Origin of the sequence: Fischerella sp. PCC 9605 (assembly GCF_000517105.1) — a bacterium.
In the GTDB taxonomy this organism is placed as follows: Bacteria; Cyanobacteriota; Cyanobacteriia; order Cyanobacteriales; family Nostocaceae; genus PCC9605.
The window spans coordinates 361860-376872 of sequence record NZ_KI912152.1; the positions used below are offsets into that span (position 1 = coordinate 361860).

Here is a 15013-nt window from a genome sequence, read left to right on the forward strand (position 1 = left end):
TCTGATACCAAATCCGCTTTTTCTGTGTCATTCTAAGTTACATTTTTTGGAGGTTTATACCCCGGATTTCGTATGACACCGCTGGTGAACTTAACAATATGCCAGTTGAAAGCGACCGCAATCCATTATTCATAAGATAAGTATTATCAACTTGCAGCAGATGAGTAGGGTCTTTGTTACAGAAGAAGAATTAACGGTAAGGCGCACGCCTCAAGAACTCGTAGAGTGGTTTGAGCATAAATTCCAAGAAATAACTCAACAAGAGGGTGGCAAGGAAGCCATCCGAATGAGAGAAGGTCTTTGTAAGGAGTTCATTGAAGAGGTTTGTCCACTCAGCATCTTTGCGAGCTTTCGGTTTGGTGGCAGGAATAATGTCACGCTCCAGCCCGTAATCGGGAACCAGAATTATGATGTGTTGATAACTGATTGTGCATTTTCTCCTCCACATGTGTGCAAGCTTGAAATTACGCAGGCTCACGAAGGCGAAAATGACTTTCTGAGGCGCTTAATGCTTCAAAAACAGGGTTGGACTCCCATATCCGGACCGATTATGAAGACGGGTACGAAGAATACAGGCATAGAGCTAAGGGCCAACATTGTCACAAGAGATGTGGAAGATTACCAAAACAAGCAGATAAATCTAATTATTAAGGCTTTGAAAGGAAAAATTCGCAAGAAATACGAAAGCGACACATCGCTCTTGATAATGTTTTGGGATCTGATCGAAGTCAACGAAACAGACGTAAGGGAAGCACTCTACCGCGTTGTCGAAGATGAGCTAGAACCAAGGAAGATACCATTTTCGGCTCTCTACTTGGCAAGTTGGTCTAAACGCATTTTCCTTAGATGGCCACCAAATAATGATGGATAGGTAACGGAATCAATATTCTGTTACTAGTTTTCTGGTACGAGGTGCGATCGCTCTCATCTTAATTTTTCCCTTCTGCTTTTTGTACTACTATTATTAGTACGCAAGTACACTTGCACTATGGCAACTACCTTTAAAATTGGGCAGAAGGTTTACATTATAGAACCTCGGATGCCACAGTATGGCAGGCGGGTAGTGATTCGCGGTATTGCAGATGGTCACAGCTTGGGTATGTTCTATGAGTGCAGAGATGAGCATGGGAATAGGTTGCTGCTGCGAGTTGAGGAAATTTCTGCTGCGAAACCGCAATCAATGCGGCATGGTTAGTTTCTGCCAGTATTTGAAACCTTTGTAAGCTCTAAATTTTTCACAAATCTTCTCTCACTAACAGTTTAAATAATAAATGTAAGAAAGTTGTGAGGAATTATATTAATTAACTCATAACAATATCATTTTTTCATTTCATTGCAAAAGTCCTCCAGTTATAGTCAATTTCGGTATTGTAAAGGTAGCAATCTCTCGTCAGCGTGTGAAGGAGAGAAGTATGAAAGATAAATTAGACGACAGTGGGCTGAAGAAGTGGCAGCTTGAGCCGCAGCTTAAAAAGGAGATAGAAGAACGTCAAAAGGAACTTGCAGAAATTAATAAAAAAAGCAACAAAGAAATCAAGCCAATTAGTTTTTCACTTCCAAACAATGACATTATTAGTAATAACGACTCGCTCGCAGACATCTTATACAGAATAAGGAAGTCACAGCTTGCAAGTGAAATAAAAGAACTTCAGAAGGAGCTTGAGAATATTTATAAACCAATCAGGCCTAGTCATGATGACAGGCAGCTAAAAGATTACACTCCTAGCAAAGATGACTCATTGCCAATAAAAATAGACTTTCCTTCTAAAAGTAGGCAAGACACTTGGAGAGAAATACATGAAAATGAGAATCTAAGACCAACTTTGCCTCCAACCTATATTTCCAAAGATTTACAAAACTCAGAAGAAAATACGAATGGCCCTTCATCCTCAGATAAGCCTAGAAATACAATTTTGTTCTGGTTGATTGCGCTTTTGGTAGTTATGTATTTCTTGTCCCATCAAGGCACAAATGAAAAACAACAGCCTAACCAACAAGATTATCCTAAAGATGTACCTGCACTATCAAGTGAATAAATAGTAATGAGCGCCTATAATTCCTGAACGCTCCACACGCTGCTGATGGGAATGCGATCGCCCCACAACCAACTAAACTACTTTTCCCAATGCTGCCTCAAGGCGGGTAGTAAATTGTGAGGAGCGATCGCACTTGATTAAGATTCAGCGATAGCGTTTCCTATGCGCCTTATCTACTTACTTTTTTCAAGATGCCAGTAACTACCGTGTACGGGTCTGTTGAGATGATCAGGATTTCTGTGCCACGCTTAACAATTACACCGCTTATTGATAACTGAGTACCATTAGCTTCATCAATGGATTTTGCTGTTAAAGTGCAGTCTTGTTTTACCTCGTAAGTACCTGATGCCTTAGACGGCACAATCGTACCGTTGAAACTCAAAGTCTGCCTCGTACTCAAGTTTCCATTACCATCAAAGTTAATCAAACCATTGGAAGCAAAAAGTCCAGGCTGCGCTGCTCCACCCTCAACGATAGTTCCCGTCGTTTGAATTCCAAAGCTACCTACTATGGTTGCATTTCTACACCTTGAGTCGGCCTGCGCTGTCGGAGTGTTGCTTAGTCCAATGATTAAAAGAAGGCTAGCACCACATATAACAGCGAAAAGCTTGTTCATAAGTTTCACCAAATCCCGTAATTTAAATTAGAAATTGCACACTTCTAGCCCTTGTGAGCATGAGTTTTTAAGTAGGTGGACATAATTAAATGTAAAATGGCAACCTTTGAAACCTGTTGTTGAACCATTATTTTGACTCTAATTAGTAGAATACTTTTCTAAGTAAATAAGGAATATGAATTATTTCTTAAAAAATTAAGATACTCAGCTCGTAAACTAACAAGTGCGATCGCTTTGGCTTGAGTAAAATACAGTGGGTTTTTTGAGAGCATGTTGGAAGGAGTGCGAGTCAAACTCCGGGTATTGTAGGCTGGGCAACCGTTCGGCTTTTACGCCTACCAGGCTACCCAAACCGGTTTGATTTTCGGATGCCGTCGCCGACATCACAGGAACAGGTCTGGACTCTTCTAATGCACGCTCGACGCATTCCCATACGCCGACTCTGGCACAGAAGAGCGCTCGCGCCGGAAACCACAACCCGAAACCCGATGTTGTTGTTGTCGTTGTCCGGGTTGTTGTTGTTGCGATACGCCGAACGGCAATTCCTTGGATTGTTGTTCCACGAACCACCGCGCAGCATCCGGAAGTGCCTGCCCCTTCTTCACCCTCTTGTAAATACAAGAGATGCGAATATCTTTTGACGCAACCGCCAGGTATCCCCATGTGCTAGGTGGGCTAGCCAACTCTGGATTGAGCGAGATAGGGTGGCCGCCGAGATACGTGCATTCAGGGGACACGTTGTAAAGTTTTGTAAAGAAATCAGGTTGAAAGCATTGATTTTAGGTTCAGTCGAGCCAGAAATTTTTGAAGCGATCGCTTGATAGCTCTGTATAGCGAATAGTGTGTTGAATATTCTTGTGTCCCAGATAAGCCTGAATAGCTCTAGTGTCATGACCATGAGATGCCAGATAAAACCCACAGGCATGACGTAACATATGCGGATGCACGGATAACCCTAACCCAGCAAGAGTGCCAGCACGACTAATAATATTAAAAGCTGTGGCAGCAGCCATCGGAGTACCACGCTCAGAAACAAACAAATAAGGGGAGTGAGGATATTCTCGTTGTAGTTGTCGTAGCCACCTTAACTCTCTAGCACGTAAAGGATGCGTTTACCTTCCTCCATGCTTGAGTCGATTGATATGAATTGTGCCACTAGAAAAATCTACCTGCGATGGGAGCAGTGCTACTAATTCTGATACACGTAGAGCGTGACGATAAGCCAGTAAAATTAAAGTCGAATCTCTGTGACCATGCCGCCCTGTTGATGAAGCTGCTTTAATCATGGCTTCGACTTCGTGGGGTAGGAGATATTCTCGTGTGCGTTTCTCTAGGTTTGTGACTTTTTTGGGTGGAGCAGTATGAGTCATAAAAACCAACTTGCCCATAAAAGGTAATTGGGTACTTTAACATTGGGTACGACACAATCAACTCCCCACACATTCCATGTTAAAAAGTTGCCCATAAACAGTTCTTTTTGGTAATGTTTCTCTACATAAAATCCAACGCTTGTGGCTGATTGGTGATATATATCTTTTGAAGTTTTAAATCGCACAAACACATACTGATGGTGACATCGATAGAACGTACCGCTTACCCTCGATTTAAGCGTCAATTAACCGCCAAAGAACTCACGCCCGATTTACACACCCAACAAGAGTGAAATTGCTTTTGCTTACGCAACAACTAAAGGTGAAAGTAATATTCTTAACTTAGTATGTCTATTAAAATCATTCCAGCGACTAGGTTACTTTCCTTCGCTAATAGAAATTCCTCTGAAAATAGTTAATCATATTCGCAGCAATTTAAAATTCTCAGTTGATACTGTTTTGGGTTATGAAAATCGCAAAACCATGTATCGGCACCGGACTGCTATCCGCGAATATCTCCAGGTAAATCAATTTAATCAAACTGGGCTACATATAGCTATAAAAGCAGTGAATGAATCGGCGACTGTTATGGATAATCCTGCTGATTTAATGAATGTAGCCATTGCTGAATTAGTTAAAAATAGATATGAATTACCAGGATTCAACACATTAAATAGATTAGTCCGTCGAGTGAGAAATGTAGTAAACCAAAGATTATTTTCCCTCGTACTGAGTCGCATCTCGTCAGATTACCAAGAACGCTTGCTGGACTTGTTAGAGCGTCATCCGCTTGAGTATCAGACCTCATTCAACAGCCTGAAGCAACTACCTAAAAGCCCTACCCGTAACAATATCAATGACTTTATTGTACATTTAATCTGGCTGGATTCTTTGGGTGATGTTAAGCCAATACTCAAGGATATTACCACTGCCAAAATTCACCATTTTGCTGCCGAAGCACGGGTGTTAGATGCCCATGAAATCAAGGATTTTAGTTTATCCAAACGGATTACTTTGATTTTATGCTTAATTTATGCGGCGCAAGTGACAGCACGAGATAGTTTGGTTGAGATGTTTTTAAAACAAATGCGCTCAATCAATAACGACGCTACTAAAGAATTGGAACTCATCAAAAAGAGGATTCAAGAAACACAAGAGAAATTAGTAGGTGTGTTGACTAATGTCATCCATGTGTTTATGGAGGAAAATCAATTAAATCATGAACCAGTATCCTCTCACCCAGAGATTGAAGCAGCCGATAATTATTCATCTAATTCCCCAGAGCAGATACCCGAATTAAATCTCTCTACTGAGTTACTAACAAATCAGGGAATATCTCTGTTTCATAAACTAAATAATGTATTTATTCAAGACGGAGGAGCAGAGCAACTGCTTTCGCGTGGGTGAGGCGATGAATGCTTATAGGGGTAATAATCATCTTCCTCTAATATGGAAATTCTATAAAAATCACCGTCGGACATTTTTTCGCTTAGTAAAAGCATTAGAGTTCAAATCAACTACTAACGAACAAAGTCTTATCGAAGCATTACAATTTGTCCTAGATAATTCTCATCGTCGAGGAGAATTTCTCAAAGCAAGTATTGAACTAGATTTTATTTCAGAACAGTGGCGAAAATTAGTTGTAGTCAAGCAAGGAGAGAAAACCAAATTCGTTCGTCGGCACTTCGAGGCTTGTATTTTTTATTACTTAGCAGCCGAATTAAGGTCAGGAGATATCTGCGTTGTTGGTAGTGAAGATTACGCCGACTACTGCGAACAATTACTGCCTTGGTCAGAGTGTTTGCCGTTAGTTGACCAATACTGTGAGAATTTAGGCTTTCCTAATACCGCTTCTTTTTTTACCAAGACACTAAAATCCTGGTTGGCGGACACGGCCTCTGCTGTGGATGCAGGTTATCCCAATAACCACCAATTTATTATTAATGATGAAGGCGAACCCATCCTCAAAAAGTATCAGCGTAACGAGTTGAGTGTTGCTGCCAAAGCTTTAATAGAAAAAATCGAAGAATGTTTTCCAGAAAGAAATTTAATCGATATCCTCAGAAATGTTGACTACTGGACGAATTTTACCCGTCACTTTGGGCCGCTGTCAGGTTCAGATCCTAAAATTGAACGTGCGACGGAACGTTATCTTTTAACGACGTTTACTTATGGTTGCAATTTGGGGCCGACTCAAGCGGCCAGACATATGCGAGGCATTGTCACCGCGAAGGAACTGGCATTTGTCAACCGTCGCCATGTGACTGTGGATAAGCTCAATGCAGCATTGGTGGATATTATTAACCGCTACAATGCCTTAAATCTGCCGTCAGTTTGGGGTGATGGTAAGAGTGCGGCGGCAGATGGAACGAAGTATGAACTCTACGAAGAGAATTTACTGTCTGAGTATCATATTCGCTATGGGGGCTACGGAGGAATAGCTTACCACCATGTCTCTGATACCTATGTGGCTTTATTTAGCCAGTTTATTTCTTGTGGCACTTGGGAGGCTGTTCATATCATCGAGGGGTTGTTAAAAAACTCTTCCGATATTCAACCCGATACAATTCATGCTGATACCCACGGTCAATCAACACCTGTGTTTGCATTGGCACATATGTTGGGAATTAAGTTAATGCCTCGGATTCGTAATTGGAAAGATTTAAATTTTTATCGTCCTGATAAAGAGACTGTTTATCAACATATTGATTCTTTGTTCTCTGAAACTGTTGATTGGAAGCGGATAGAAACTCATTGGCAAGATATTTTACAGGTAGTTCTATCAATCCAAACAGGTAAAGTATCAAGCGCAATTTTATTGCGTAAATTGGGTAATTATAGCCGTAAAAATAGGTTATATCAAGCTTTTCAGGAATTAGGACAAGTAGTGAGAACTGTTTTTTTGCTGCAATACATATCGGATATGCAGCTGAGAAAAGAAATTACTGCTGTGATGAATATTGTGGAGGCTTATCATAAATTCTCGAAGTGGTTTTTCTTTGGTGGCTTTGGAGTTGTGATGAAGAATGACCCAATTGAACAGGAAAAGGTAATTAAGTATAAGGATTTGGTAGCAAATGCTGTTTTGTTCCAAAATGTTGTTGATTTAACTGATATATTGCGGAATTTACAGAAGCAGGGATATTTGATTAGTCGTGAGGATGTGGCGGTTGTGAGTCCTTATATTACGGCTCATGTTAAGCGGTTTGGTGATTACCTAATTGATATGGAGACTGTGCCACCCTCATTGGATGAGGTCGAAAGTTTAGTGCTTGCTTAAGCGGCTGGAATCCTTGTAAATCACAGGTTTTTTGTTTGCTTCTTAACAAAACTTTACAACGTGTCCCCTGAATGCACGTATCTCGGCGGCCACCCAATGAGTTGGACAGAAAAGAAATTGGCTCTCGTGCTTGGGATATTGGTTTTGGCAACAAGTTGCACAGCACAATCCAACACATCTACCCAAACTCCCCAATCGCAAAAAGCGACTGAAGTTAGCAGTTCACAAACGGTTGCAACGGTAACAGTAGACGGTTCTAGTACCGTATATCCAATAACTTTGGCGATCGCAAAAGAGTTTCAAGCAGACTCCAAAAATAAAGCGCACCTTAAAGTTGGCATTTCCGGTACTGGCGGTGGCTTTGAAAAATTCTGTGCTGGAAAAACAGACATAAATAACGCCTCCCGACCTATTTTGACCGCAGAGATGCAAACTTGTAACAAAAATAGCGTCAGATTTATGGAGTTTCCAGTTGCATTTGATGCTCTGACCATAGCCATTAATCCACAAAACAACTGGGCAAAAGACATCACTATAGCAGAATTGAAAAAGATTTGGGAACCTGGGGCACAAAACAAAATTACCCGTTGGCAGCAAGTACGTGCATCTTGGCCAAATCGCCCAATCAAGTTGTATGGTCCTGGAAAAAAGTCTGGTACATTTGACTATTTCACAGAGGCAGTAGTTGGTAAATCTGGAGCTAGCCGGACTGACTACACAGCTAGTGAAGATGACAAAGTTTTGGTAGATGGTATTAGCAAAGACCCAAATGCATTAGGTTATTTTGGCTTTGCTTATTACGAAGAAAACCAAAACAAGTTAAAAGCACTAGCTGTTAATAGCGGCAAAGGACCTGTATTACCATCACGTCAAACAGTGGAGAAAGCTCAATATCAGCCTCTTTCTCGACCATTGTTTATCTATGTGAATGCTCGCTCAGTCCAAAATAAACCAGAGATGAAAGACTTTGTGGATTTCTACATTCACAAAGCACCGACAACAGTGAGTTCTGTAGGGTATGTACCTCTATCGGAAGAAGCTTATCACCTTGATGAAGTTCATTTTAACAGGGGTAAGGTGGGAACAGTTTTTGAAGGAGAAGCACCCGTGAATTTGACAATTGGAGAGTTGCTAAGAAAACAAACCAAGTTTTAGGAAGCGATAAAAACAAGGGATTGTTAAGTAGCTCGACGCAGTATAGAACATTTTTTAACACGAAGCCAGTATGCAACCGCTAAGGCACTTGCTATTGACCCAGCCCTTGTAAACGCCTTCCAGGCGCTTGACGACCTCCATGAGGGATATGAGCGAATTGATAAATTATACGGCTGAAGCCCCAAAACGGTAGTGTTTTAGATTTGTTGGCTCTGTTCTGCAACTGAATTAATCAGGATAACTCGCAACGTTATTAGCCACAAATCTAGAACACCACCAAATTTTCATAGTAGCTATCCAAGACCCAAGCGGAAGTCAATTTGATCTGCCCATTGTGGGAAGTCGATCAGAGGATTGCGATTGCCCTGCTTTTTATAAATAGCCATATTTCGATGTTTTTCGTGTTTAGTGACGGGGAAATCTTGATGCCACTTCAGCAAAGTTTCCAGGCGTTGGGCTTCGTACTCATTACTGATATTGTCAATTTGCTCCGGATAGCGCACTAAGAAGTAAAGAGTTGCTCGTGCTACCTCTCCCTTACCATTGCCCGGCTCAAATCTATTCCCTTCAGACTTGCCACAGTTAGTACGCATTGCTTCTTCAAAGTCCGGAAAGTCGTAGAAAGGGGTGTTGCTCCGAAAACTGTTACACACAACCTCGCAGGCAAATAAGTGGTGCAGGTCTCCCCGCATTGGTTCTTTCTTTTGAAACCAAGATTGAGGCACGACGTGTTCGCAGTTGTAAGGCAATTCTGATTCGAGCAGATCAAGCTGCTCGCCTAGTTGAACAGTACTGTTGAAGGATTCAGAGCGCATTAACTCCTGTAACCGAGCAGTTCGCTCTTGCTCAATTTGTAAATCTTCCCGAATAATCTGCTCAGGCTCGAATTCTAAGCGTGAGTAGACGCTACGAATCTTCAGATCGGGCTGTAAATCTACCCAAGGGTAGAGATGAACTCGCGGTTTATAAGTTAATTGCTGCCTATGAGTAGTGCGGAGTAAATCCTTCAATTGCTTGAACAACTCCAGTGAGTTGAGTGATGAAACTCTATTTATTAAATTGCCATAATAATTGTCTCGCTCAGTGCGATCGCTGGCTTCATCGTAGTAGGGAATTGTCCCTCGACGGACTCGTTCTAGAAGTTGTAGTTCTTTAGCCAGTTCAGGCTCACTTTCAATATCCCACTGGGTATCATCTTGGTTGCTGCCATCAGGAGCTTTAGATGACAGGTTGTCTGGTTGAGGCGCAGGAGTAGGGAGCATAGTTAATTCTCCCAAACGCACGCTTATCTGAAGCGGAATTGTCCAAGTAACGCTGCCATCACTAGCAGGGTTGGCGGATTTGGCAATGCTTTGAGGTCTTTCCTCCTTAATTGCTTCTGGGGAAAGTGGTAGCAAATTAAACATTTCATCTCGCAGGCGGCGCTGTGTTGAAGAGAAATTTTGCTGCTTGATATGCTTGACAATGCGGCTGATGCGAATGCCTTCGTTTGCTTCCCAGGCAATTCTATCTTCTCCCATATCAGGAGTCCACACTTGGCCGTCAATTGCTAGGATATTGCCCTGCTCATCTGTTCGGGGAACACCTGAGTGGTGTAGTCCAACAACTTCCCACTGATCGTTGAAAACAGGAGATCCGGAAGACCCAGGCGCTGTATCCGTCTGGTAGTGAAGGAAATTATCGAACAGATCGACTAGCCGATTTTCCCTCAGTGCCAGTTGCTTTGGCTGCCCAGATGGGTGTTGGATGATGTTGACATATTCTCCTAAAATGACCTTGCCCTCTTCTTCAATCAAGCGGTTCCAGCCAAAACTCCCTAGAGGAGGTTGTCCACTCGAACTATCTTTAACTGCGACTAAACTAAAATCAAGAGGTTTGTCGGTAACAAAGAAGGTAGCAGGATCGAGTTCATAGGTGTAAGACTGGAGCATTTGCCCTCCTACACTGCTTTGGTAATTGAATTCTATAAGGCTGAAACTTGCTTGCCGGGCATCTGACAGGACATGGTTGTTGGTCAGCAGGAGTTGAGGAGAAACCATGAAGCCTGTGCCATAACCGACGAGGCGGTTGCTATTGTTACGGATGAGAATGCGACCAATGGAACGGGAAACACTCAACCCATATTCTAGGTAACTCACACTCATTAAGTCGTTTTGACCGAGAATGCGTTCCTGGACAAGACGATTGAAATTTTCTGGGGATAGAATTTTAACCCCAACAACTTCAGGTTGGCTTTCCTCAGCGATCATTGTGACAGCCAGAGGATGATTGGCAATTCGTTGGAGTCTCTTTTTAACTCGCTCTGGAGTATCTACATTGAGTAAATTCCCAGCTTTTAGCTCACTTAAGTGCTCTTGACGCTCCTGTTGACGCTGTTTGTACCGTGCTGTGGTTTCTTGGATTAACTGATAGGTAATAGCCATATCTGAAGATGGGGGTTTTTAAGGAGTAAAAGTGGCTGTCTAAGCCCTGCCAGCAGTCTGAAATAAACGGATTTCGTTAATTCATATGATGCTCTATTTGTACAGTGCGTAAGTCCTAAGGATTACGAGCAATTCTTTCTAAACGTCTGCTGACACGTTCAGGGGTATCTGCATCGAAAACCGAACCAGATGAAAGTTTACGAATGTTGCACTCGCCAGATGCGAGCGCGTTTTGTATCGTTCTATAGTTTCTTGAATTAGCTGCCCAGGAGGAATCATTTAATAATTTTCAGATAGCTTTACCTTGTTTATATACGAAATTATTACTAGTTTGTTAGTATCATTTTTACAGATATCAATATCTATAAACCATCTACTTTTTGAAGAATGGCACAATAATTGCGGATTATTAACGTCACCTGCAATGCTATCTTAAGTTGTTACGAATGTAATGGGAGATACCATGATTGAGAGCAGTCGCACTGCCCAACCTGAAGCACCTGCTGTAACCTTACCCCACAACAAGAGCTTTAAGGTCGGCACGTTCAACCTTTTTAATCTTGTGCTGCCTGATGTTATCTATTACGAGAAAAATAAATATAGTACAGAAGTTTATCAGCGAAAAAAGATTTGGATTTCTCGTCAACTAGAGCACATGGAAGCTGACATCATTGGCTTTCAGGAACTTTTTCATCAACAAGCGCTCGGAGAAATACTCGCTCAAACCAAAATGTATGCAGATGCTCAACTGGTCGCGGCTAATCCCACAGGTGATAAGCCAGTTGTTGCGCTCCTGTCTTAATTCCCTGTCCTCCAGCACCAAGTTTTTAGCGAATTTCCGCTTCAAGCAAACTTGGATATAGAAGGAGCAGCCATTCCCCTCACTACTTTTTCTCGACCTGTGCTATCAGCACAGCTAGCCTTAAGCGATACGTTACAATGTACGGTCTTTGTCGTTCATCTTAAGTCTAAGCGACCCATTTACCCAGAAGGAGTCGACCGCGACGATCCAGTAGAAAAAGCTCAAGCACAAGCACGGGCTTTAATTCGTAGAGCCGCCGAAGCAACTGCTGTGCGAACAATCCTCATGGATACGCTGCGACACCAAAATAACCCCGTTATTGTTATGGGAGATTTGAATGATAGTGCTCTGGCGGTAACGACTCAAATTGTCTGTGGTGAACCAGCTTGGGAAAAGCTCAAGCTTGAGAAAAAGAAGGAAATCTGGGATGTACTCCTCTATAGTGTTAAGGATATTCAGGCGCGTCAGAGCTACGGCGACTTTTACTATACCCATATTCACAACGGTCATTATGAGAGTCTCGATCACATTCTTGTCAGTGAAGAATTTGTAGCACAGAACCCTCGTCGTATTGGTCAAGTAACTTACGTTTCGGTGCTCAACGACCATCTCATTGATGAAACCTTAAGTGACGATCAAGTTGACATATGGAAATCTGACCACGGGCAAGTCGTTGCTTGTTTCAAACTTGAAAGTTGACATGAGTGCGATGGCGCTTCGCGCCGCCCCGAAGGAGCATCGCACTTCACAAGGTATCATCCCAAAAGCGATCGCATTTGCTGTTAGAAGCTGCCAGTTGATGACTCCCGATTCGCTCCCCTCAGCGCGAACAGTCTCAGAATCAGTGAAGACAGCAGCTTCCTTAGATGAGTGGTTGTACAACGGTGGTCCTTACCAGTTGGTAATCTTCCACTTCCTGATCGGCGTATTCTGCTACATGGGACGTGAGTGGGAATTGTCCTACCGCTTAGGAATGCGTCCTTGGATTGCCGTAGCTTACTCTGCACCCGTAGCAGCAGCAAGTACAGTATTCTTAATCTACCCCTTGGGTCAAGGTTCCTTCTCTGATGGTATGCCCTTGGGTATTTCTGGAACCTTCAACTTCATGTTAGTGTTCCAAGCAGAACACAACATCTTAATGCACCCCTTCCACCAATTAGGTGTAGCAGGTGTATTCGGTGGTAGCTTGTTCAGTGCAATGCACGGTTCTTTGGTAACTTCTTCCTTGGTGCGTGAAACAACCGAAGCAGAATCTCAGAACTACGGTTACAAATTCGGTCAAGAAGAAGAAACCTACAACATCGTAGCAGCACACGGTTACTTCGGTCGCTTGATCTTCCAATACGCTTCCTTTAACAACTCTCGCAGCTTGCACTTCTTCTTAGCTGCTTGGCCTGTAGTGGGAATTTGGTTCACCGCGCTGGGTATCAGCACAATGGCGTTCAACCTGAATGGTTTCAACTTCAACCAATCAGTGATTGACTCTACTGGTCGCGTCATCAACACTTGGGCAGACATCATCAACCGCGCTAACTTGGGTATGGAAGTAATGCACGAGCGCAACGCTCACAACTTCCCTCTCGATTTAGCTAGTGCTGAAGTCGCTCCTGTTGCTGTTAGCGCTCCTGCTATCAACGGTTAATAATTAATCAAGACGCAACCAATCGCGTCAAACTAAATAAAAAGCACTCTCTCCAAAGGGGGCGCTTTTGAGTTTCTAGTGGCAGGGATGTCAATGTTTTCATGGTAAAAGTAAGGCAAGCAGTCTAAACTTAATAAGAAAAAAAGCTGTTATGCCCAAAATCTACAAACTCAAGGTAGATAACCATACCGAACTTATAAGCACGCCAAAAACTAAATATATAGTAGGTATAGCACAGGTTGCAAATTTCCCATGTGACTTACCACTATCAGCTAACGTCAGAGAACCCAACCCAAATAGTTCGATTTGCAAGCAAATCCTTGATAGTCTATTCGTAGCGCCAGAGAAGTTTGTAGAGAAACACAATGGCATAATTATATCCGCACACAAAGTAACAGAAGTAGCCAAAGGCGAGTTAGAAATCGAAATTCTAGAGGAGTCTGAGGAATACAGCCACTACGGCATAGCCAACGGTGGTAATAGTGTAGCGATGTTTAGCAAAGCTCAAGCCTATAAGTACAATCTAGAAAAAGCCAGAGTCAAAGTTACAATCCACGTCGGCTTAACCGAAAAAGAAGTAAGAGATATTGCCCTCGCCGCCAATACCAACGCCCCAGTCGATGCGAGTTCGCGCATCAACACTCGCGGCGATTATGATTTCATCAAGACATATATAGCCCAGTTAGAATCAAAAGAAAAAAGAAAATTTCGCATCCGCTACTACCAAAACCAAAGCGGAATACCAAAAAATGCTCATTGCTCAATAGGTCACATCCTCAAGCTGATCAACTGTTTAGACTGCAACCGCTACAACGGAGATAGTGACAAAAGGCGAGGAAAACACCCAACCAGTTTAAAAACACCTACTGAGATCAACGAAACAGAAAAAGAAAGGATTAACCGCCTGTTACACCTACTAACATCTGCCCTGTGGATTGAACAACGCCTTTACACAATCATTGACGAATACCTGAGAAACCCCCGCCGCAAAGGGGTAAACAATTTAGCCAGCATTGACACCAAAAAGAATACTCTTCTGCCTGACAGTAAATACTCCTTTGGATTTGGTGCGCCTGGAGATTTAGCCCTACCAGTAGTAGCTGCATTTAGGGTATTCCTAGACAAGGAATATCAATGGATTATGCCCTTTGAGGAATTTTCAGAAGGGCTAATCAAACACCTCTGGGAGAAACACTTCTGCGAATATCTAAAAAAGGAACATGTTGCTGGCAAGTCTTTAGGAGTTGAAATCAACCGCAATCAAGAAATTTGGGAAAATCTATACACCTGTGCGTCGCTCTACCTGAACAATTTGTATAGAAAAATTATTAATTCTAAGTCTAATGTAAACGGTAAATCAAAACCAAAACTAGTATTGACATCATGAACTACCCGCCCTTACTGATGCAGAAGGTGGGGACTTCCACAATTTCGTGAAGAGGGGAATGACAAACTATCATTCCCCCTTTTTATAGGTATAACAGTACAAGTGCTTCGCACAACTTTCATGCTCTAAATGAAGGTCGTGCAATGAGTACTGTAGTTAATTCTAAACCATCTACCAAAAAACTAAAACAGCAGCAAACGCAAATTGTTAGTCCTCAAGAAGTTGAGTATCTCGAACTCCAAGCAGCTAAGGCTTACGAAATGGCTAACTACTACCATCTGAGATACAACTACTAACAAGTT

11 protein-coding genes and 3 pseudogenes are annotated in these 15013 nt (G+C 42.3%); 10 read left to right on the forward strand and 4 right to left on the reverse strand.

Annotated elements, in window-relative coordinates:
- Positions 1–151 precede the first annotated feature (151 nt).
- The 3 genes from FIS9605_RS0131990 to FIS9605_RS0132000 all read left to right on the forward strand — a co-directional run bounded on the left by FIS9605_RS0131990 (position 152) and on the right by FIS9605_RS0132000 (position 2036).
- A complete protein-coding gene (locus tag FIS9605_RS0131990; RefSeq protein WP_442854744.1) occupies positions 152–871 on the forward strand; it encodes a hypothetical protein in 720 nt (239 codons plus the stop codon).
- Between the two features lie 117 nt (positions 872–988).
- Positions 989–1195, forward strand: coding sequence for a hypothetical protein (locus FIS9605_RS0131995; protein WP_026736165.1), 207 nt, complete (start codon positions 989–991; stop codon positions 1193–1195).
- A gap of 217 nt (positions 1196–1412) precedes the next feature.
- The gene (locus FIS9605_RS0132000) at positions 1413–2036 is read left to right on the forward strand and encodes a hypothetical protein (RefSeq protein ID WP_026736166.1); all 624 of its coding nucleotides are present in this window, start codon (positions 1413–1415) and stop codon (positions 2034–2036) included.
- 169 nt (positions 2037–2205) lie between these two features.
- On the opposite strand, the gene FIS9605_RS0132005 is transcribed toward FIS9605_RS0132000, so the two are convergent.
- From FIS9605_RS0132005 to FIS9605_RS39035, 3 genes and pseudogenes are all read right to left on the reverse strand, one after another.
- Positions 2206–2652: a hypothetical protein gene (locus FIS9605_RS0132005; protein ID WP_026736167.1), complete on the reverse strand. Its 447-nt coding sequence runs from the start codon at positions 2650–2652 to the stop codon at positions 2206–2208.
- Between the two features lie 216 nt (positions 2653–2868).
- Positions 2869–3273, reverse strand: coding sequence for a hypothetical protein (locus FIS9605_RS46825; protein WP_442854745.1), 405 nt, complete (start codon positions 3271–3273; stop codon positions 2869–2871).
- A gap of 164 nt (positions 3274–3437) precedes the next feature.
- Positions 3438–4040 (reverse strand): annotated as a pseudogene (locus tag FIS9605_RS39035) (tyrosine-type recombinase/integrase).
- Positions 4041–4222: 182 nt separating this feature from the next.
- Between FIS9605_RS39035 and FIS9605_RS46830 the strand changes: the two are divergent.
- Both FIS9605_RS46830 and FIS9605_RS0132020 read left to right on the forward strand, forming a co-directional pair.
- A pseudogene (locus FIS9605_RS46830) lies at positions 4223–7302 on the forward strand (Tn3 family transposase).
- A gap of 96 nt (positions 7303–7398) precedes the next feature.
- Positions 7399–8457, forward strand: a complete 1059-nt coding sequence (locus FIS9605_RS0132020) for a PstS family phosphate ABC transporter substrate-binding protein (protein ID WP_026736168.1) — start codon at positions 7399–7401, stop codon at positions 8455–8457.
- A 293-nt stretch (positions 8458–8750) separates the two neighbouring features.
- Here the strand turns inward: FIS9605_RS0132020 and FIS9605_RS0132025 are convergent, their stop codons facing one another.
- Complete coding sequence (locus tag FIS9605_RS0132025) at positions 8751–10880, reverse strand: endonuclease (RefSeq protein ID WP_026736169.1); 2130 nt, start codon at positions 10878–10880, stop codon at positions 8751–8753.
- Positions 10881–11343: 463 nt separating this feature from the next.
- Between FIS9605_RS0132025 and FIS9605_RS44590 the strand changes: the two genes are divergently transcribed.
- The 5 genes and pseudogenes from FIS9605_RS44590 (at position 11344) to FIS9605_RS44600 (ending at position 15007) form a co-directional block, all read left to right on the forward strand.
- The gene (locus tag FIS9605_RS44590; RefSeq protein ID WP_197036206.1) at positions 11344–11682 is read left to right on the forward strand and encodes a hypothetical protein; all 339 of its coding nucleotides are present in this window, start codon (positions 11344–11346) and stop codon (positions 11680–11682) included.
- A gap of 51 nt (positions 11683–11733) precedes the next feature.
- Positions 11734–12381, forward strand: a complete 648-nt coding sequence (locus tag FIS9605_RS44595) for an endonuclease/exonuclease/phosphatase family protein (protein WP_197036207.1) — start codon at positions 11734–11736, stop codon at positions 12379–12381.
- Between the two features lie 154 nt (positions 12382–12535).
- Positions 12536–13324: pseudogene (locus FIS9605_RS39060) on the forward strand (photosystem II q(b) protein); the annotation flags it as partial.
- 151 nt (positions 13325–13475) lie between these two features.
- Complete coding sequence (locus FIS9605_RS0132040) at positions 13476–14711, forward strand: AIPR family protein (protein ID WP_026736170.1); 1236 nt, start codon at positions 13476–13478, stop codon at positions 14709–14711.
- 143 nt (positions 14712–14854) lie between these two features.
- Positions 14855–15007, forward strand: coding sequence for a hypothetical protein (locus FIS9605_RS44600; RefSeq protein ID WP_197036208.1), 153 nt, complete (start codon positions 14855–14857; stop codon positions 15005–15007).
- Positions 15008–15013 lie beyond the last annotated feature (6 nt).

Coding starts and splice junctions, on each gene's coding strand:
- FIS9605_RS0132020 (WP_026736168.1), top strand. CDS start 7,399: ATGAGTTGGACAGAAAAGAAATTGGCTCTCGTGCTTGGGATATTGGTT.
- FIS9605_RS0132025 (WP_026736169.1), bottom strand. CDS start 10,880: ATGGCTATTACCTATCAGTTAATCCAAGAAACCACAGCACGGTACAAA.
- FIS9605_RS0132040 (WP_026736170.1), top strand. CDS start 13,476: ATGCCCAAAATCTACAAACTCAAGGTAGATAACCATACCGAACTTATA.
- FIS9605_RS0131995 (WP_026736165.1), top strand. CDS start 989: ATGGCAACTACCTTTAAAATTGGGCAGAAGGTTTACATTATAGAACCT.
- FIS9605_RS0132005 (WP_026736167.1), bottom strand. CDS start 2,652: ATGAACAAGCTTTTCGCTGTTATATGTGGTGCTAGCCTTCTTTTAATC.
- FIS9605_RS0132000 (WP_026736166.1), top strand. CDS start 1,413: ATGAAAGATAAATTAGACGACAGTGGGCTGAAGAAGTGGCAGCTTGAG.
- FIS9605_RS44600 (WP_197036208.1), top strand. CDS start 14,855: ATGAGTACTGTAGTTAATTCTAAACCATCTACCAAAAAACTAAAACAG.
- FIS9605_RS44590 (WP_197036206.1), top strand. CDS start 11,344: ATGATTGAGAGCAGTCGCACTGCCCAACCTGAAGCACCTGCTGTAACC.